Genomic DNA, 18,623 nt, shown 5'->3' on the forward strand with positions numbered 1-18,623 from the left:
TCGGCGCGTGGCGCCTCGGCGGTGGTGGATCCGGTCTCCGCAGCAGCCGGCCCGACCGGGGTGGTGGCCTTCCATTCGGCAGCGGCCTCCGCCTCGTCGAGGACGGAGCCGCGCGCCATCTCCTTGATCGCACGCTTCTCCGCCCGGCGTTCCTTCGCGCCCTCGAGGAGCTGGTAGAGCACCGGGACGAGGACGAGCGTGAGGAGCGTCGAGCTCACGAGACCACCGATGACGACGATCGCGAGGGGCTTCGAGATGAACACGCCGCCTCCGGTGAGGCCGAGGGCCATCGGGACGAGGGCGAAGATCGTCGCCGCCGCGGTCATGAGGATCGGACGGTAACGCAGGCGGGCACCCTGGATCACCGCGGTCCGCAGCGGGACGCCGTGGGCCCGGAAGTGGTTGATGAGGTCGATGAGGACGATCGCGTTCGTCACGACGATGCCGATGAGCATGAGCAGGCCGATCATCGCCGTGAGGCCGAGCGCGGTGTCCGTGAGCAGCATGAGGCCGATCGAACCGGTCGCCGCGAAGGGGATCGAGACGAGGAGGATGAGCGGCTGCATGAGCGACTTGAACGTCGCCACGAGGATGACGAACACGATGAGGATCGCGGCGAGCATCGCGAGTCCCAGCTGCGTGAACGACTCCTCCATCTCCTCCGTCGCGCCGCCGACGTTCGTCGTCACGCCCTGCGGGAGGTCGGTGTCGGCCACGACAGCCCGGACGTCGGCACTCACGGCACCGAGGTCGTCGGCACCCGGGGTGACGGTGACGGTCGCGGTCCGCAGTCCCTCGGTGTGGCGGATGGTCGGCGGGGTGAGGACCGCCTCGACCTCGGCGATGTCCTGCAGTTCCACGGTCTCCGGTTCGGGCGCCGGCGCCCCGGGGACGGGACTCGGGGATGCCGGGACCTGGATCTCGAGGTCGCGCAGCTCCTCCACGGTGTCGATCGAGCCGTCGAAGAGGAGGACCCGGTGGGTGGTGTTGTCGATGACGACGGTCCCGAGTTCCTGACCGCGCATCGCCCGCGACACGATCCGGCCGACGGTCTGCTCGTCGAGGCCCTCCTCGGCAGCCGCCTCGCGGTCGATCCTCACTTCGACGACGGACTGCTCGGCCTCGAGGTCCGTGGAGACGGACTGGACGGTGTCGAGGTCCCCGAGGCGCGCGGCGAGGTCCTCGGCGCCGGTGGTGAGCGCCTCGGAATCGGCGGAGACGACGTCGATCGTGATGTCGTTCCCGCCGGTGAAGGAATCGGAGGACAGGACGGTGACGGTGCCGGCCTCCCCGGGGAGTGCGTCGAACTCCTCCTGCAGTGCGGTGTTCGTCGCCGCGGTGTCCGCATCGGGGTCGAGCGTGATGGTGTAGTTCGCGGTGAGTTCACCTCCGCCGCCGCCCATCATGCCGACCATCCCGCCGCCGATCGTCATCTGGTACGACTCGACCTCGGGTCGGGCTGCGAGCACGTCCTCGACGAGGCGCGCCTGTTCGGAGCCCTCCTCGAGTTCGGTACCCGGGGCGAGGGTCTGGGTCGCCTGGACGGTGTCCTGGCCGGTGTCGCCCAGGAGCTCGGTCTTGAGGTTCGGGATCATGGCGAAGGTACCGCCGAGGATCGCGATCGCGACGACGAGGGTGAGGACCGGGTGCTTCGTCGTCGCGCGGACGACGGGGACGTAGGTCTTCTGGAGGTGTGTGACCGGCGAGTGCATGGAGGCGAGTTCATCGATCTCCGTTGCGTTCTCCGGCTCCGGTTCACCGATGAGCGGGAGCGCTCCCGTGGGCGCGCTCCGCCGGCCGGTCGGGTGGACGACGTCGAGGTCCTTCTTCCGGGCCGCCTTCCGCTCGGACCGCCACTCGGCGAGCGCCTCCTTGCGGTTCTGCCGCACCTGCTTCTTCTGTGCACGGTCGAGGCGGACCTTCGCCTCACGTGCCCGGAGGAACCAGTACGCGAGGACCGGGACGATCGTGAGGGCGACGAAGAGCGAGCTGAGGAGAGCGATCGTCGTGGTGAGCGCGAACGGCCGGAAGAGCTCGCCGGTCTGCCCGCCGACGAAGACGAGCGGGGCGAACACCGCGACCGTCGTGAGCGTCGAGGCGGTGATCGCTCCGGCCACCTCCCCGGTGGCCGCGAGGACGTTCTGGAACTTCGATCCGCCGAGGGCGTGCCGGCGGCGGATCGCCTCGATGACGACGATGGAGTCGTCGACGACGCGACCGATCGAGATGGTGAGTGCACCGAGCGTGAGCATGTTGAGCGAGTAGCCGGTGAGCCACATGCCGATGAGCGTGATGAGCAGCGACAGCGGGATCGAGATCGCGGTGATGACGGTCGCGCGCACGCTCAGCAGGAACACGAGGATGACGAGGACCGCGAAGCCGAGCCCGAGCATGCCCTCGACGAGGAGATCGTGGATGGACTGCTCGATGAAGGGTGCCTGGTCGAAGGCGGTGACGAACTCGATGTCGCCGGACATCTGCGTCCGGATGTTCTCGAGGGCGTCCTGGACCTCGTGAGAGATGTCCACGGTGTTGGCGTCCGGCTTCTTCGTCACCGAGAGGGTGAGCGAGTCCTCGCCGTTCGTGCGCGACACCGAGGTCGCTTCCTCGTCGACGAGTTCGACGTCCGCGACGTCGCGGAGGAGCACGGGCCCGTCGGATCCGGAGACCGCGATGTTCGCGATGTCCTCGACGGACGTGAGTCGGGTACCGATCTGCACCGGGGCCGTCGCGTCCTCGGTCTCGAGGTCACCGGCCGAGGTGGGGACGCCGTTCGCCTGGAGGATCTGCGCGAGCGAGTCGACGGAGACCCCCTCGTCCTCCATGTCGTCCTCCCGGACGGTCACGGAGACCTGCTGGGTGCGCCCACCGTCGACGGACGCCTCGCGGACACCGTCGATCTTCTTGAGTTCGACGACCGCGATGTCCTCGAGTTCCTGGGCGAGCTGTTCGGTGTCCTCGTTGCCGATGACGGACATCTGGACGACCGGGAAGTCGTCGATCCCGCCGGCGAAGACGTTCGGCTGCACGCCGTCGGGCAGCTGCCCCTCCACCTGGGAGACCGCGCGCTGGAGGGACCGGACGACGTCGTCCGAGTCCGTGCCGTACGCGGTCTCGACGATGATCTGCGAGGACCCCGTCGAGGAGACCGAGGAGACCGATTCGACCTCCTGCAGACCGTTCATCGCCGATTCGAGGGGTTCCGTGACCTCACGCTCGACCGCCTCCGGTGAGGCACCTTCGTAACTCGAGGTGATGACCGCCTGCGGGAGTTGGATGGTCGGCATCAACTCCTGTTTGAGAGCGCCCGCCCCGATGACTCCGAACACCACCGCCACGAGGGAGATGAGCGCGATGAGTGCGCGGTTCTTCAGACTGAGTCGGGTCAGACGGTTCACTGACGGCCCTTCGTTGTGGTTCTCACGATTCTCGGCACACCCATCCTAGGGGTGCGGTGTTTCGCTCTCCTTCAGGGACCGTGCGTGCGCGCCGGGTGCCGGGTGTGGGTGAGTGCCCCCGAAAAGTGCCGAGACCTTCAAAACGTTCCGGCCCTGCAGGTACAAAACGGCTGTCACCGCCACACCGCCGAGGCGCCGTCCACGGAAAGTACCCACTCCCTCAAAACGTCCCGGCCCTCGCCGTACTAGACCGGCATGCCGCGTCGTGCCAGAACCGACCGATTCGACGGGTCGCGGGATGATCGCACTTCCGGTCACAGCAGTGACCGACCGGAGGTCACACACGCGCCCGACTGCGGGGCGATATCCACAGGAACCGACTCGATGTGGCCACCGCCGCCCGGACGGATCGACGCTCGTTCCCATGTTCAACGTCTTCTCACGCGCTCAGGCCCTGTCCATCGGAGTCTCCCCGAATCGGCACACCGCCGCGGTCGGGTGTTGCTTGGGGCGCCTCGAGCCCGGCGTATTCGAGGTGCGCGCTGCTTGTGCACGCACCGAGCATGCCTGGGCGACGACTTTCGTCGATCGGCCCGACCTCGTCGAGAAGCGAATGGACATGAGCGCTGGGGAAATCGCCCACGACACAGAACTCGCTCTCGCCACCACGAGCGGGCGCCTCCTCGTGGCCCGGTCATTCCGCGAGCACGACGTCATCGCATTGGGAACTGCTGCGACACTCCACGGGCTCCCCCGCGACGCAGCCACGCGAAAGCTGCAGGTCTTCCACCCGAAGGACGCGGTAAAACGCGCCGGCCTCGTGCGATCACAGCGCCCGGTGCCGCTCGAACATCGCATCGCCGTGTCGTTCACGGCCTCCGGAGGTGCCGTCGACGGGCCACACGAGGTCACGACGGCGGCGCGCACCGTCGCCGACCTCGTGCGTCGCGACCTCGTCACCGGTTTCATCGCACTCGAGGCGTTCCTCGCCACCGAAACACCGTTCGCCACCGTTGATTCCTCGTTCCACGACGTCGGCTCCCCGAACGCTGTACACATCGACGGCAGCCGAGGCGCCACACCCTCCGCGCCCGACGCTCACCAGCTGCTTTCACCGGGGAGCGAGGGCCTCATCGTCCCCGGTACGCGTTCCTGGGCGCGGCATCCGCTGGACGAGGGGGTCCGCAGAAGCCGCTGGCGTGCCGTTTCCGACGTGCTCGAGCACGAGTGTTTCGCCCGCCATCCCGCGCACGTTCCGCTCGTCATGCAATGGGCACACGGACTCTCGGGATCCTGGTACGAGGCGAAGGCCGCGATCGTCTTCCGCCTCCTCGGGATGCACAATGTCGTGCAGCAGTTCGAGGTAGTGGACAGCAGTGGAAAACTCATCGCGCGTCCGGATTTCAGGATCGAGGGCACTCCCTTCACCGTCGAGTTCGACGGCAGGATCACGTACCAGGACCTCACGAAACAGGGGCGTTCTCGCACATTCGAGAAGGAGAAACTGCGGGACGCCCATCTCATAGCGTTGGGATTCGTCCCGGTCCATCTCATGGCGGACGCCGTCCGCTCGCCCCAGGTGTTCGCGTATTACCTCCGCGACGCCGGGGTCCCGGTCCCGTGACACGATGGCCCCATGAACGATGCATGCGCGAACGCTGCCACGATCACGACAGCTCGTGGTGAGGAGTTCCGTATTCGCGGGGCGACCGGCCGCGACGCTCCCGCGGTCGTCCGGTTACTCGCCGACGACATGCTCGGCCGCGATCGCGAAGGTGACACGACTCCATCTGCTCTCGCCCCGTACGACGCAGCTTTCGCTCTCATCGATCGGAACCCGAATGCGTTCCTCGGCGTCGTCTGCGATACCGCCGACCCGAGCACGATCCAGCTCGACCTCCTCCCGGGCCTGTCCCGCGGTGGGACCACACGACTCCAGATGGAGGCTGTGCGGATCGCGAGCACGCTCACCGGTTCCGGGGTCGGCTCGGCCGTGTTCGACTGGATCCACGACTACGGTCGGCGCCACGGTGCGACGCTCGTCCAGCTCACGACGGACGAACAGCGCAGCGATGCGCACCGCTTCTACGAGAAGCTCGGATACCTCGCGTCCCACGAGGGGATGAAACGCTCACTCGAGTCGTGAGCCCGACCATGTGGCTCAGGGCAGGAGGCTGTTCCCCAGCGGAGTGGGATTGACCGCGATCTCCCAGCGGAATCCGTCGGGATCGGAGAAGTAGCCGGAGTAGCCGCCCCAGCCCCGGGCGACGGCTTCGCTCACCAGTGGGGAACCCGCGTCGCGTGCAAGAGCGAGGATCCGGTCGACTTCCTCGGTCGTCGCGACGTTGTGCGCGAGTGTGACCGGGGCGGTGACACCAGCCGCCACCTCGCCGATCTCCCGCGCCGCATGCTCGCGGTTCCACAGGCTCAGCAGCAGGTGTTCACCCAAGCGGAACATGAGCACCTCATCGCCACCGTCGAACTCCGCAGTCCACCCGAGGCCGTCCACGTAGAAGGCGCGCGAACGCGCAACGTCGTCGACGACGAGTGTCACCAGGCTCATACGCTGTTCCATGACCCCATGGCATCACAACGGTGCCCTCACGTGAAGACCGAGACCGCGATTCTGTCCGCAGACCTCGCAGACGTTTCCACAGTCTCCGTACGTTTCGGCACCTCGGCATGAGACCCGGAGCCGGGACCACCATTCCGTACGCAAACCTCGCAAACGTTTCCGCTGTGGCCGTACATTTCGGCACCATCACCGGACGGCCGCTGGAGGACCTGACGCAAGCCGACGATGCCCCGTCACCCCCGCAGGGAACGTTCCTTCCCCGGCAGGGTCTCCCGTCCGCCCAGCCAGCCCGCGAACGCGATGACGACGAGGACTCCCGAGGCGATGAATGCGGCCGGGTAGCCCCACTGATCCGCGAGGAAGCCCGCGACGATCGGACCGAAGATCGCTCCGGCGTCGACCGCCATCTGATAACGCGAGAGGACCGTACCGCCGGACCGCTCGGAGCCGACGACATCCGCGATCACCGCCTGCTGCGAGGGATTGAGGAACCCGGCTCCGATCCCGGCCACCGCGGAGAGCGCGAGGAACGACCACAGGCTGTCGACAGCGGCGAGGGCGAGCGTGGACACCGCGATGATCGCGAGCCCGGTGAGGATGAACGGCCGCCGTCCCCGCGTGTCCGCCCAGCGTCCGACCGCCGGAACCGCGAGCGCGTTACCGGCGGCGAACACCGTGAGCGCCCACCCGGCCGCGGCGGAGTTCGTCTCGAGGACGTGCACCGCGAACAGCGGGTACAGCGCCACCCGGATACCCATCGAGCTCCACCCGAGGGCGAGCCCCGACAGGAGCGCCGCGCGGTACGCGGAGTCCGCCCACGCCTCGCGGAACCGCATGCGCGGCAGGACGGTCCGGGCGTGCTCCCGGCGCCGCCGAGCACGGGCCCGCCCGCTCCTCCGGGCGGCACCGCGGAGACCGTCCGCGTCCGCAGCCGGCGTTTCCGCCTCCGTGCCCTCGGAGTGCTCGCCCCGTGGCACCACGCCCTCCCCTGCCGAGGTGCCCTGCGCCCGAACCACGTCAGGAGCCTCGGAGTCGCCACTCGTCGTGGAATCTGCGCTCTCCTCGGAGCCTCCTTTCGCCTCGACGGTGTCGGTGTCCGAGCCGTCCGCCGGTGAGTCGATGTCCGACCTTTTCCCGAGCCGTACCCGCACGACGAGTGCCGCGAGGACGAGCGCGACGGCATAGACGACGAAGGGGACGCGCATTCCCCAACCGGCCATGAGGCCTCCGACGACCGGGCCCGCGATATTGCCGATGAGGAAGGCCTGCGCATACGCTCCCGTGGCGCGCGCACGCATATGGCCGGGAGTGATCCGGATGATGATCGCCATCGCGGAGACGGAGAACATCGTCGACCCGAGTCCACCGAGGCCGCGGGACAACAGCAGCTGCCAGTAGGTCTGGGCGAGCGCGACGGCGAACGTCGATGCGGCGACGATGAGGAGGCCGGTGACGTACACCCACCGCTCCCCCATCCGATTCACGAGGCGGCCACCGGCCGGCGCGCACACGAGTCGGAAGAACGCGAAGGAACTCACGACCACGGTCGACGCGGTGATACCGAGGCCGAAGGACTCCGCGAACTGTGGGAGGACCGGGGCGATGAGCCCGTACCCGATCGCGACGATGAAGGCAGCGGCGACGAGGACCCAGATGTCTGCGGGGAGGGCCTCCCGGCGGGAAGCCCTCAGGGCAGGACGTTCACTCGTCATCGGGACGAACCGTGTGGGCATCCACCTCGTCGCCGGCGCCCGCACCGGGGGCCGGTGTTCCCGGCACCGATCCGAGGAACTGCGTGGGATCGAGCGGTGGTCGGGACGAGTTCTGCAGCCGTGCCCGGAAGGACTCCTCGATCGTGCCGACGTACAGCCAGCCGAGGAGTTTCTCGTGATCGTCGAGCCCGTGGACGGCCCGCACCGCGGGAGCGTCGGTGAGCAGCCCGGTGCGCCACATGACTCCCCATCCCGCCTGCCACAGAGCGAGGCCGAGGAGGTGTCCGACGCCGGCGGCGGTCGCCTCCTGCTCCCATGCCGGAACCTTCGGGTGAGGCGTGTGGCGGGCCACGAGCGCGACGAGGAGGTCGGCTCGCAACGGTTTCGGGTTCACGTCACCGGGATCGCGCACGGTTCCGGCCGCTGCGTCGAGAGCTTCCCCGAGCCGCAGGCGAGCGTCCCCGCGCAGTGTGAGGAGCCGCCACGGACGCAGAGCCTTGTGGTCCGCGACCGGGGTGACGGCGGCCAGGAGCGCGAGGAGTTCCGCATCATCGGGAGCGCCGGGTCCGACCTTCGACACGGACCGTCGGGAGGCCATCGCGGACAGCACCGGGTCGTCGTACGTCTTCCCGGGAGGAGTCCGACCGGAGCCGACCGGTCGCGTCACCCGGTGGGGCGGGGGTTCGGGAGTGGTCACAGCATCCATTCCGCGTAGGAGGAACGCGCCCGGGCGACCTTCGGATCGATGATGAAGGAGCAGTACCCGTTCCCCGGGTTGCGCGTGTAGAAGTCCTGGTGCTCGGGTTCGGCCGGGTACCACGTGGACGCCGGTTCGAGAGTCGTGACGATGGGGCGGGGGAAGATCTCCTGTGCCTGTTCGATGGCCGCGGCGAAGTACTCCTTCTCCTCCTCGTCGCGGTAGAACATCGCCGAGCGGTACTGCGTGCCGACGTCGTTGCCCTGCCGGTTGAGCGAGGTGGGGTCGTGTCCGGTGAAGAACATCCCGAGGATCACCTCCGGCGGGACGACGTCCTCGTCGAAGGTGACCCGGACCGCTTCCGCGTGGCCGGTCGTGCCGCTGCACACCGCGTAGTAGCTCGGGTTCTCGACGTGCCCACCGGTGTACCCGGATTCGACCGCGGTGACACCCTTCGTCCGGCGGTACACCGCGTCCATGCACCAGAAGCATCCGGCGGCGAGGGTGAAGGTCTGCATATGCGACTCCCGGTTCGAAAGGACGTGCGTGGGGGACGGTTGTCGGAGGATCGGAGGGGATCAGAGGATCGGTGAGGCGGGCAGTTCGAAACCGAGCGCCCGTGCTGCTTCCTGCGCGGTCGGCTGGTTCCACCACCGCATGACCTGCTTCGTCGTCGCGAGCGACCGGAGCTCGGCCTTGTCGGTGTAGAGCACTCCGTCGAGGTGGTCGGTCTCGTGGGCGACGATACGGGCCTCCCAGCCGCTCACCTCGCGGTCCACCGGGGCTCCGCTCAGATCCGTCCCGCGCAGTGCGATCGTCCGGTGGCGGGAGACGACGGCCTGGTAACCGGGGATCGAGAGGCACCCCTCGTAGAAGGCGACCTTCTCGTCGCCGACGCCCTCGTAGTACGAGTTGAGGAGCACGGTGGAGGGGATGCCGTGACGTTCGCGCGCCTCGGCGACGGCCGGGGACACGGTGGCGGGGTCCTCGGCGACGAACATGCGCAGCGCGATCCCGACCTGGGGAGCGGCGAGGCCCACACCGGGAGCCCACTTCATCGTCGCGTGCATGACCTCCGCGAGCTGCGCGAGGGTGGCGTCGTCGACCTGGCCGTCGAATTCCTCGGTGACGGTACGGAGGACGGGGTCGCCGGCCTCGACGACGGGGACGATGCCGTTGTTGAGTTCGGCCATCGCGAGGACGGATTCGATCTGTTCACGGACGGTCTTCGGGGATGCGGTGGTGGGGACGGAAGTCATGGCCAGCATCCTAGTCGGGGGCACCGACGCACGGTCCGACATCGGCCCGCGCCGTGCACACCTCTCGCGGATCAGCTGCCCGTCGCGGTGCGCAGCAGGCTCGAGTTCTGCTCGACGATGCCGCCGGTGACGGAGATGACCTCCGGCAGGTGGGACAGGGAGAAGAAGACGCGGTCCTTCACCGCACCGATCGCGTCGGCGACCGCCGGGTCACCGGCGGCACCGGCCGCGTCCGCGAGGGCGGTCATGATGTCGGAGTTCGCGCCCTCGTAGTCGCCCCGCAGGTTCTTGATGTTCGGTGCGAGATTGTCGAGAGCGTTCGGGTCACCACCGGAGAACGTCATGGCTCAGTACCTTTCTGTCCGCCCGGCGGGCGCCGGGCCGTGGGCGGGTCGGGGTGGGATCGTGAAGCCCCTTCCGGGCGTCCCGGGGGCGGGGGCCGCCGAGGCACCACGCGCCTCGGCATTGCGCGGCGCCTCGGCGGGGCGGGCCTCCTCGGAAGTGGCGGGCGCCTCGGGGGTCGGGTCGGAAGTCTCCTCCGACGACGCGGTGTCCGTGGACTGCGGGGCGCCGGGCTTCCGGAGGAAGGCATCGGGGTTCCGCAGACCGGCTTCGTGGACGAACATGCGCGGCGAGCGGGAGTTCTCCTCGAGCACCTGGGTGAGGACGGGTTCGGGGAGGGCGAAGTCGTCCATCGTGAACTGGGTGGTGGCGGCCAGGAGCTTCTCCGCGGAGACCTCGCGCAGTCGGAGGATCGGCCCGTCGAAGGCTGCTTCCGCGCAGGTGACGGCGCTGTCGGAGACGTACACGGTGAGGCGGCGTTCGGAGTACCCGGGGACGGTGCGGTCCGCGCGGAAGTACGTGTCGCGGACGTGTCGGTGCATGTCGCCCGGGCGGTAGTCGTGGGTGATGCCGCCGGCCGGGAACCAGCGGGAGATGTCGATGCCGTCGATCACGGTGACGATCTTCGAGTTCTCCTCCACGTCGCCCATCGATTCGTTGCCACGGATGACCTCGGCCATGTCGACGCGGCGGGTCTCCGAGGTCTCCGTGCCCTGCGAGGTGCCGAAGGGGTCGACGAATCCCGCCAGCCGGCCGGCGGCCTCCGCGAGTGGGCTCACGAGGAAGACGTGCATGCCGTCGGCGGCGATGTACTCCTCGAGGACGCGGTCCTGTGCGGGGAACTGGTACTGGACGAGGGTGTCGCTGTGCTCGGCACCGACGCGGTGGGCGCGGACGGTGCGGGGCGCGCTGCGGATCGCGGTGATCGTGCCCTGGAGTTCCGCGGTGGCCTGGGTGCGGGTGGGACCGTTAGCGCCGGTGGCGGTGGGGTGGACGAGGCGCCGCGCGAGCAGCAGACGCGCGGCCGTCTCCTTCGCCTGTTTCCGCGCCCCGGTTTCGAGCTTCGAGAGGTACGGGAAACCGCCGCGGTGGCGGTCGGAGTCCATGAGGACCGAGAGTTCCTCGTCGACGAGCTGGACGACCGGTACCGCGCCGTCGCGACCGGAGTCGAGGATGCGGAACATCGCGTCGACGGGGTCGACCGGACGCAGATATGCCGGGGAGAGCGGGAGCGCGGTGGCCGGGGAGACGAAGCCGAAAGGCGGCTGCGCGGAGGGGGTCTCGGTCATGCTCTCGGTCATACCGTCCTTGATGTCGGTCACGGTCTCATTGATAGAGGTCGAAGGTGAACACGATGTGTCAGCCGGTGCCGGTTCAGGGATTCTCCGGTCCTTCCTCGCCGGAGGCCCAGTCGAGGAATTCGGAGAGGCCCTTGCAGGTGTAGTACGGGTCGACTTAAGTACCGGTTCCGCTCGGCCCAACCGCAGGCTGTCCCGATGCCGGGAACCTGCTGCCTCCGTTGCCGTCGGCGAGCGCACAGGGTGTCCTCGTACGCCGTGCCGAAGGTCATCTGTCCTTCCATCGCTTCGGCCTGCTCGTAGAGCGAATCGGAGACGTCGCTCATGGCGGCGGAGGCCTCGTCGTGCTTCTCGTAGCCGAGGCGTCCTGCGTCGTAGGCCATCGTGGCCCATCCGATCACCGGGAACCCCTTGGCCATCCAGGGCGCGACCTTCATCCCGAAGGAGGCCGCGACCGCACCTGCGGCGGCGGAGCCACCGGCCGCACCCATCACGCGATCCGTCGCTCCGATGATCCCGGTTTCACCGCTACCGGCGATCGCCGTGTGGAGTCCATTCACCGCGCCCCTGATACCGAAGGTGCGGCCGACCCCGAGGTCGACGACGGAAGCGAGGTCGCCGACGCGGTCGGCAGCCTTTTCGCTCATGTAGTACTGCCCGAGGTGCTGGTCCTGCAGCCATGTCGACAGTCGCTCCGGGTTGATCGTCGTCGACGTCGGGGCCTGCACCTGAAGGCGGGACAGAGACGACGTGTCCTCGATCGTGCTCCCGTCGAGCCCGACGAGGAACCTCTTCCTCGTCTTCGCGAAGTCCCCGGTGACGAGGAGTTTGCGTCAGAGTGAGTCCGGGGACTTCTCCGCGGCTTCGGTGTAGAACATGTCCACCGGAAGACCTGGTTGACCGGTGTTCGCACGGTGCCGGTCCTGCAGGTACCGGAACAGGGACAACGTCTTCGGGGAGTCGTTCCCGAGGATCGGGAGGAAGTACCGCCAGATCTTCCTCATCTGCGCGATCTCGTAGGAGCCGTTCGGCAGCGGATCCCACGCGTTGAAGTCGTCCTCGGGGTCCTCCGGCGCCCGATACGGAACGCCCGGCCACAGGTCCACGCCGTTCATCGCCTCCAGGACGTCGAGCGGAATGGCACTGCCGTCGGGCGGGATCAGCATGTCGGGCGAGAACGGCACCTCGGGGTACCCCGACAGCGCCGTCGACGCGGCGTTCGCCGCATCGGCCCCATTCCTGAACATCGAGGTCGCCTTGCCGACGTAGTAGAGCTGCTGGGCGCGGCGCGACGGAAGCGCCTCGATGGCGGTCGTCGTGGATCTCTCGTTCGCGCCGAGCGTCTTCCCGATGGACTCGGCCCGGGAGGTGAGTGTCTCCGCCGCGGATCCCAGGGCTTCCTCGTCGCCGTCCGGTTCGGTGAAGACCTCCGGGACAGCCACCATGACGCAACTCCAGATCGTACGAAAACGGTGGAAACAGTTCCTCCGTCTTCGTCCCGTTCCAGGTCGTTCATGCGGCGTTCATGTTGCCGTTCGGGCACAGTTCGATATGTCGTCCGTGGTGAGAGCCTCAATCCCAGAAGGTGAGCGCGTCCCCGACGTCCTTCGCGAGATCGACCGTCGCGTCGACCCCACTCTTGAATCCGGTCGCGAGATTCCCGACGCCGTGGAGGGTCGCCGCCACCCCGTCCCCGACGACGTCGCCGACCACACCGCCGTGTTCGCTCAGCCACTGGTTCGCCGCTGCACCCGCGTCGTCGAGCGTCTCGTCGATCTTCTCGGCGTTGTCGTAGACGAGGTTGCCGATCGCCCAGGCACCGGCGACGGCACCGGCCGCCATCGTCACGGGAGCAGCGACGGTACCGAGGGTGACGAGTCCCGCGGTCGAGGCGAGTCCGGCGATCCCGGAGGCGGCGCCGACCCCGGCCATCGCGTAGTCGACCCTGCCCCGGGTCGTGTCCATGCCGTACTTCGAATCCCCGCTGATGAGCTGCCCGACGTCGGACACGACTCCGGCGACTCCCAGGGTCCTCGAGACCCCCAGGTCGAACGCCGAGATCCCGTTCGCGAGCTTCGGGTTCATGTCGGGGAACTTCCCCGTCAGCCAGTTGGGGGTGAAGGCCGAGGTCTGACCGGCACCCTGCTGGATGCGTGCGATGTGGCCGGCCCGGTAGCTCCCGTCGGGTTGCATCACCCGTGCCGCACCGGGGTCGCGGTCGCCGGTGATGAACGCCTCGTACGGATTCCGGAACGCGCTCTCGCCCCTGAGCGGGTTGTAGAACTGCGTGTGCGGCGACCCCGACAGCGACATCCGGTCCGCGATGTTCGCGAAGTTCGGGTTGTGCGCTCTCCCGTTCCACCAGTCGTCGAAGCGTTCGCGTCCGGAACCGTACAGGTCGACGCCGAGGCGCCCGAGGCGCACGATCCGCGGATCCGAGTTCGAGAAGGGGATGTAGTACCGCCACACATGGCGCCCGGTCCCGGCGAGGCTCACCGCAGAGCGAACGTCGAAGCCCTGACCCGAGTCGACCGCGGCGGCCTCGTCCGGCGTGCCCGTCCCGTCCGCGGGCACGGGCGGATCGAAGTACGAGGGTCCCTGCGGCATTGCGCTCCACGGTTCCGTGAGCGGCGAACCGCCTCGGCCGAGGACGGACGGGAACTGCCGCCGGAGGTCCCCGACGACTCCGTCGAGCGTGCCGTCCTCGAGGAGGTGCGACCAGTCCTCCCGCGGGGGCACGCCCGGCACGGTGCCCGGCGTGTAGAGACCGTCGTCGAGCGCCTCGGGCGGCAGTTCTCCCGCGTCGACGAGGTCCTGTTCGGTCCGCTGTCCGAAACCGCGTTGTGTGTACTCGGAGTACCGGAGTTCGTGGTCGCGCATCTGCTGCCCCTCGCCGGTGAGCCACGCGAGCTGTTCCTCGGGGGTGTCGTATCCGAGGTCGGCGAGCGTCATCCCCGTCCGGGTCTCGAACAGTTCGAGCTCGTACGCCTTCGCCTCGGCCATGACGTCGACGGGGTCGAGCTCGAGGCAGAGACCGGTGAGAGTCTCCGCTGCGGTCGAGGCCGCGACGGTCATGCGCAATTGCTGGTCCGCCGCCTTGTCCTCGAGCTCGCCCTGTGCGCCGGTGATGACCTGGGACGTGTCGGGATAGTGACGTGCGTCGTTCGAGATCATGAGGCGCACGCCGGTCGGGGTCAGGTCGACCGTCGGCACCTGCACGTAGGGGTTGTACGTCGACGGTGGGGTCAGCACCGGCGGGGATGCCGGAGGAGCCGGCGAGGGGGTGAGGAGCGGGGGCTGTGGCTGCAGTGGGTCCGTGTACAGGGTGAGCGATTCCTGCCAGCTCTCGTACGCCTCACGCAGTGCCCGCTCGTCGTGAGCGAGGTCGACCCACTTGTTGCGTTCGGTCTCGAGCACTTCCTTCACGTCGGAGAGCTCGCCGGAGAACTCGCTGATCGCGTCCGCCGCGCCGGAGGCGGTCGATTCGGCGTTCTTCAGCATCGAGGTCGCTTTGCCGACGTAGTAGAACAACTGCTGCGCGCGGACCGACGACATCGCGTCCATCGCCGAGGCGGTCCTGTTCGTGTACGTGCTCAGCGTGGTCCCGACGGTCCCGGCCTTCGACCGCAGTGTCTGCGCAGCACTGTCGAGCGAGTTCTCGTTGCCCTTCGGGGCGTCGAAGATCTCGGGAGCGGTGATGGACACGGGAACCTCCGGCAGGCGTGGTCGCGGCGTTCGCCGCGCACGTCGGGTGTCGTGGATGTGATCCTCCCGTCCGGCCGGGCCGGCCGGTGGGTGCACCCTCGAATTCTTGCCCGAGGCGCCACGCACCCCGGGCGGTTCCCTGCCCTATTCATCTCCCGTTCACCGACTTCCCGACGCCCGGAAAGAGTTGTGGCGGTTCGGGAACGGGCACCCGAGGCGCCCCGCATTCCCGACATGGAATGCGGGGTTCCGACGGTCAGCCGCCCTGCAGTGTCGCGAGCTTCTCCGGGGTGATCATGTTGTTCGTCACGGGGTTCTGGAATGTCTGATCGACGTTCCCCTGTTCGTCGGCGAAACCGAGCACGGTGTCCACCGCGTCGCGATATCCGAGGAACTCGTTGCCGTGCAGATCGGCCTGCTCCTCGACGATGTCGCCGGCCCAGTCACCCACAGCACCACCTTTCTCGGACATCCACTGGTTCGCACCACGGCCCCAGTCGTCCACGTTCTCGTTCCATTCTTCGGCGTGGTCGTAGGCGTCCACTCCCAGGTTTCCGAGACCCCACAATCCAGCAGCGGTCCCCCCGCCGACGACAGCGGCGGCTCCGACCGGCCCCAACGTGAACAATCCGAGCGACGAGCCCAAGCCGCCGAGCCCCGAAGCGAGCCCGACCCCTGCCATCGCCTCGTCGATCTTTCCTCGCCTGTCACCGTACGGTGATCCGTTCACCAAGGTATGGGCGTCGCCGAGGACTCCGTACACAACGGCTCCACGAGAGACCCACAGGTCGGCGGTACGGCCCGAGAGATCTCCAGAACGGGCGCTTTCCGTCCTCGCTCTCCGGTTTGGGCGGCTTGAACGCGGTCGTCGTCCCCGCTCCCGCTTGGAGTCGCTCCGCATGAGCGTATCCCGTCGATCCGTCCGGGAATGTCTTCTCGTCGACCGACCGATCCCCGGTCACCCAGAACCCGTACCAGTCGTCGTATGCGCCCCATGTGCCCTTCTTGGGGCTCCATTCGTGCAGGTACCGCATCGGATTCAGCGGATGCTTGTCGCGATTGTGCGGATACGCGTCGAGGAGGGAGGTCCGATGACCGTTCGGAACGACCTCCGGAGCAGAGATCCGACCGTTCCACCAATTGTTGAAATGCTGCCCGTTGAGCCGGGCGCTGTCGACGGCCCAACGTGCGAATCTCCATGCCCGCGGGTCCGGATTCGAATAGTCCTTGATGAAGTACCGCCATACGAATCGGCCATGCGAGTACGCCTGTGCAATATCGGGTGGGCCCGGAGTCGCCCCCGGTGCAGCTCCTGGTACCGGAGTTCGTGCTCCCGCATCTGCGCGCCCTCTCCGGTCAACCACGCGAGTTGTTCCTCCGGGGTGTCGTACCCGAGATCGGCGAGAGTCATCCCCGTACGCGCTTTGATGAGTTCGAGATCGACCTGGGCCATCGAAATGAGCTGTCCGACCACCGGGTACTCCTTCCCCGTGAACGGCAGCCCCAGGTCTCGTCCGGTGGCAGAGAGGACGACCGGCGGCGCCCCGAGTTGGTCCCACGTGACGCCGTCCGTCCCCTCGATCTCGGGCTCGGCGACGCACGCGCGTTGCGCCCACACCCGGTACGACTCGCTCAGCGCCTTGTCGTCTTCGGCGAGATCGACCCACTGGTGCCGCAGCGACTCGAGTTCCTGCTTCACCTCCGACAGCTCACTCGCGTAATCCGCGATCGCCGTCCCCGCACTGCCGGCGCTCTCCTGCGCGTTCTGCAGCATGGACGTCGCCTTGCCGACGTAGGAGAACAACTGCTGCGCGCCGACCGAGGCCATGGCATCCATCGCGGACGTCGTCCGTTCCGTGTACGTCGACAGTGTGGTCCCGATCGCCCCGACCTTGTTCCTGAGCGTGTTCGCGGAGGCATCGAGCGAGTTCTCGTCGCCCTTCGGGGCGTCGAAGACCTCGGGGGCTGCAATGGTCACGGGGATCCTCCGGGGGTCGGGCGGACGTGGCCACGCGGGCACCACTCGCTTTCCCACGCGAAGTACCCCAGAGGATTCTCGCCATCCGGAACATGCACTCTGCACCGTTCGCACGCGTGTTCATCCGCCGTTCACCGACTTCCCGACCGCCGTCCAGAGATGTGCCGGATCGGCCACGTATCCGCGCGGCACCGCGGTCGCTACGCTGATGCCGAGGCACCCCCGCCCCGGCGGGACGCCTCGCACACAGCGATCCCCCCCGCCCGCGTACGTACCGCTCAGGAGGAACCATGGACCGACCTCAGATCGAATGCTGGCTCACGGACATGGACGGTGTGCTCGTCCAGGAGAACCAGGCGCTGCCGGGAGCTGCCGAACTCCTCGCCCAGTGGCGCCGCAAGGACGTGCCGTACCTCGTCCTCACGAACAATTCGATCTACACGGCCCGCGATCTCAGCGCGCGCCTGCGCCACTCGGGACTCACGGTCCCCGAGGACCGGATCTGGACCTCGGCGATGGCGACCGCGGACTTCCTGTCGAACCAGGTCGAGTCCGGCACAGCCTTCGTCGTCGGCGAGGTCGGCCTCACCACCGCCATCCACGAGGCCGGGTTCATCATGACGGAGACCGACCCGGAGTTCGTCGTCGTCGGCGAGACACACACGTACTCGTTCGAGTCCATCACGAAGGCGATCCGCCTCATCAACAACGGGGCGCGTTTCATCGTCACGAATCCCGACGCCACCGGCCCCAGCCCGGAGGGTGTCCTCCCTGCCACCGGCTCGATCGCCGCCCTCATCACGAAGGCGACCGGCCGTGAGCCCTACGTCGTCGGCAAACCGAACCCCATGATGTTCCGGTCCGCGCTCAACCGGATCGGGGCGCACTCGATGACGACCGCGATGATCGGCGACCGCATGGACACCGACATCGTCGCGGGCATGGAGGCCGGCATGCACACGGTCCTCGTGCTCAGCGGCATCTCCGACCACGCGGAGGTCCTCAAGTACCCGTTCAGGCCCAACGAGATCATCTCCGGCGTCCACGAGCTCCTCGACGTGCCCCTCGCGGACATGGAGTCCGGCGACCCGGACACCGCCGGAATCGCCTGACCCGCGGAAATCTCCTCTCCTCCGGCGAGGCACCCCTCACCCGAGGAACGCGAACGTCACCGTCCCCTCGGCCGTGTCCACTCCCTCGAGGCGCACGCGCACCCGGGTGCCCACCTCACGTTCCCCGTCGACGAACGCCACGACCGCGGGTTCGGCGATGTGGATCTCGCTGCGCACCGGCCGGTTCTCGCCACCACCGCGCACCGAGACGACGACCGCGTCGAACTCCGCACCGACGGACCCCGCGAGCACGAACGCTTCCGTCATGTCGATGACCGCCCGTTCGATCCCCGACTCCCGGGAGCCCGCCGACCGCATGAGGTCGGGCAGTTCGTCGAGCGCCTCGAGCGCGAACACCGGCACCTCCGCGGCTTCGCTCTGCGCCCAGGCGAGCGGGAGCACGAACCGGTCGACGAGCCGGCGCAGCGGCGCCGTCGTGTGCGCATAGGGCGCACCCACTGCCGCCTGGACGTACCCGCTCTCCCCCGCCGAGGCGCCGCGCGCCTCCCGGGTCCCGGCGCCTGCCGGAGAACCGCTCTCTCGCGGG

The 18,623-nt window shown here is 68.2% G+C and carries 16 protein-coding genes and 1 pseudogene; 3 read left to right on the top strand and 14 right to left on the bottom strand.

All coding sequences use genetic code 11. The annotated features are described in order from the left end of the window. Window positions 1-3,398: efflux RND transporter permease subunit (locus ABD172_RS01335; RefSeq protein WP_344306253.1), on the bottom strand; the 3,398-nt coding region annotated here is incomplete at its 3' end. 619 nt (window positions 3,399-4,017) lie between these two features. Here ABD172_RS01335 and ABD172_RS01340 point away from each other — a divergent pair. Both ABD172_RS01340 and ABD172_RS01345 read left to right on the top strand, forming a co-directional pair. After that, complete coding sequence (locus ABD172_RS01340) at window positions 4,018-5,022, top strand: hypothetical protein (protein WP_344306254.1); 1,005 nt, start codon at window positions 4,018-4,020, stop codon at window positions 5,020-5,022. 12 nt (window positions 5,023-5,034) lie between these two features. Further along, window positions 5,035-5,544, top strand: coding sequence for a GNAT family N-acetyltransferase (locus tag ABD172_RS01345; protein WP_344306256.1), 510 nt, complete (start codon window positions 5,035-5,037; stop codon window positions 5,542-5,544). Window positions 5,545-5,559: 15 nt separating this feature from the next. Here the strand turns inward: ABD172_RS01345 and ABD172_RS01350 are convergent, their stop codons facing one another. From ABD172_RS01350 to ABD172_RS01405, 12 genes are all read right to left on the bottom strand, one after another. After that, complete coding sequence (locus ABD172_RS01350; RefSeq protein WP_344306258.1) at window positions 5,560-5,961, bottom strand: VOC family protein; 402 nt, start codon at window positions 5,959-5,961, stop codon at window positions 5,560-5,562. 245 nt (window positions 5,962-6,206) lie between these two features. Then, on the bottom strand, window positions 6,207-7,685 hold the full coding sequence (locus tag ABD172_RS01355; RefSeq protein ID WP_344306260.1) for an MFS transporter: 1,479 nt from the start codon (window positions 7,683-7,685) through the stop codon (window positions 6,207-6,209). Continuing rightward, window positions 7,675-8,283: a nitroreductase family protein gene (locus tag ABD172_RS01360; protein WP_425546639.1), complete on the bottom strand. Its 609-nt coding sequence runs from the start codon at window positions 8,281-8,283 to the stop codon at window positions 7,675-7,677. The genes ABD172_RS01355 and ABD172_RS01360 overlap by 11 nt, the downstream gene beginning before the upstream one ends. Window positions 8,284-8,378: 95 nt before the next feature. Further along, window positions 8,379-8,900, bottom strand: a complete 522-nt coding sequence (gene msrA / locus ABD172_RS01365; RefSeq protein ID WP_344306264.1) for a peptide-methionine (S)-S-oxide reductase MsrA — start codon at window positions 8,898-8,900, stop codon at window positions 8,379-8,381. Window positions 8,901-8,960: 60 nt separating this feature from the next. Next, entirely contained in the window at window positions 8,961-9,641 is a 681-nt protein-coding gene (locus ABD172_RS01370) for a peptide deformylase (protein ID WP_344306265.1), read from the bottom strand. A gap of 71 nt (window positions 9,642-9,712) precedes the next feature. Continuing rightward, window positions 9,713-9,985 (bottom strand): hypothetical protein, encoded by a 273-nt coding sequence (locus tag ABD172_RS01375; RefSeq protein ID WP_344306267.1) that lies wholly within the window; start codon window positions 9,983-9,985, stop codon window positions 9,713-9,715. Between the two features lie 3 nt (window positions 9,986-9,988). Continuing rightward, window positions 9,989-11,305, bottom strand: coding sequence for a hypothetical protein (locus tag ABD172_RS01380; protein WP_344306269.1), 1,317 nt, complete (start codon window positions 11,303-11,305; stop codon window positions 9,989-9,991). Continuing rightward, entirely contained in the window at window positions 11,302-12,009 is a 708-nt protein-coding gene (locus ABD172_RS01385; protein ID WP_344306271.1) for a hypothetical protein, read from the bottom strand. Before ABD172_RS01385 ends, ABD172_RS01380 begins: the two co-directional genes overlap by 4 nt. 105 nt (window positions 12,010-12,114) lie before the next feature. Beyond that, window positions 12,115-12,726 carry a hypothetical protein gene (locus ABD172_RS01390; RefSeq protein ID WP_344306273.1) on the bottom strand — a complete coding sequence of 204 codons (612 nt, stop codon included), beginning with the start codon at window positions 12,724-12,726 and terminating at the stop codon, window positions 12,115-12,117. A 127-nt stretch (window positions 12,727-12,853) separates the two neighbouring features. Continuing rightward, window positions 12,854-14,986 (bottom strand): hypothetical protein, encoded by a 2,133-nt coding sequence (locus tag ABD172_RS01395; RefSeq protein WP_344306275.1) that lies wholly within the window; start codon window positions 14,984-14,986, stop codon window positions 12,854-12,856. A gap of 256 nt (window positions 14,987-15,242) precedes the next feature. Then, complete coding sequence (locus ABD172_RS01400) at window positions 15,243-15,716, bottom strand: hypothetical protein (RefSeq protein ID WP_344306277.1); 474 nt, start codon at window positions 15,714-15,716, stop codon at window positions 15,243-15,245. Between the two features lie 309 nt (window positions 15,717-16,025). After that, the gene (locus ABD172_RS01405) at window positions 16,026-16,964 is read right to left on the bottom strand and encodes a hypothetical protein (RefSeq protein WP_344306278.1); all 939 of its coding nucleotides are present in this window, start codon (window positions 16,962-16,964) and stop codon (window positions 16,026-16,028) included. Window positions 16,965-17,254: 290 nt separating this feature from the next. On the opposite strand from ABD172_RS01405, the gene ABD172_RS01410 reads away from it, so the two are divergent. Beyond that, window positions 17,255-18,076: an HAD-IIA family hydrolase gene (locus tag ABD172_RS01410; RefSeq protein WP_344306279.1), complete on the top strand. Its 822-nt coding sequence runs from the start codon at window positions 17,255-17,257 to the stop codon at window positions 18,074-18,076. A gap of 36 nt (window positions 18,077-18,112) precedes the next feature. Here the strand turns inward: ABD172_RS01410 and ABD172_RS01415 are convergent. Further along, a pseudogene (locus ABD172_RS01415) lies at window positions 18,113-18,623 on the bottom strand (RNB domain-containing ribonuclease); the annotation flags it as partial.

Origin of the sequence: Brevibacterium samyangense (assembly GCF_039529845.1) — a bacterium.
Classification (GTDB): Bacteria; Actinomycetota; Actinomycetes; order Actinomycetales; family Brevibacteriaceae; genus Brevibacterium; species Brevibacterium samyangense.

Excerpts from the sequence above, each read along its gene's own strand:
- ABD172_RS01370 (WP_344306265.1), bottom strand. The coding sequence starts at position 9,641 with ATGACTTCCGTCCCCACCACCGCATCCCCGAAGACCGTCCGTGAACAG.
- ABD172_RS01350 (WP_344306258.1), bottom strand. The coding sequence starts at position 5,961 with ATGAGCCTGGTGACACTCGTCGTCGACGACGTTGCGCGTTCGCGCGCC.
- ABD172_RS01360 (WP_425546639.1), bottom strand. The coding sequence starts at position 8,283 with ATGGCCTCCCGACGGTCCGTGTCGAAGGTCGGACCCGGCGCTCCCGAT.
- ABD172_RS01340 (WP_344306254.1), top strand. The coding sequence starts at position 4,018 with ATGAGCGCTGGGGAAATCGCCCACGACACAGAACTCGCTCTCGCCACC.
- ABD172_RS01390 (WP_344306273.1), bottom strand. The coding sequence starts at position 12,726 with ATGGTGGCTGTCCCGGAGGTCTTCACCGAACCGGACGGCGACGAGGAA.
- ABD172_RS01355 (WP_344306260.1), bottom strand. The coding sequence starts at position 7,685 with ATGACGAGTGAACGTCCTGCCCTGAGGGCTTCCCGCCGGGAGGCCCTC.
- msrA (WP_344306264.1), bottom strand. The coding sequence starts at position 8,900 with ATGCAGACCTTCACCCTCGCCGCCGGATGCTTCTGGTGCATGGACGCG.
- ABD172_RS01410 (WP_344306279.1), top strand. The coding sequence starts at position 17,255 with ATGGACCGACCTCAGATCGAATGCTGGCTCACGGACATGGACGGTGTG.
- ABD172_RS01375 (WP_344306267.1), bottom strand. The coding sequence starts at position 9,985 with ATGACGTTCTCCGGTGGTGACCCGAACGCTCTCGACAATCTCGCACCG.
- ABD172_RS01345 (WP_344306256.1), top strand. The coding sequence starts at position 5,035 with ATGAACGATGCATGCGCGAACGCTGCCACGATCACGACAGCTCGTGGT.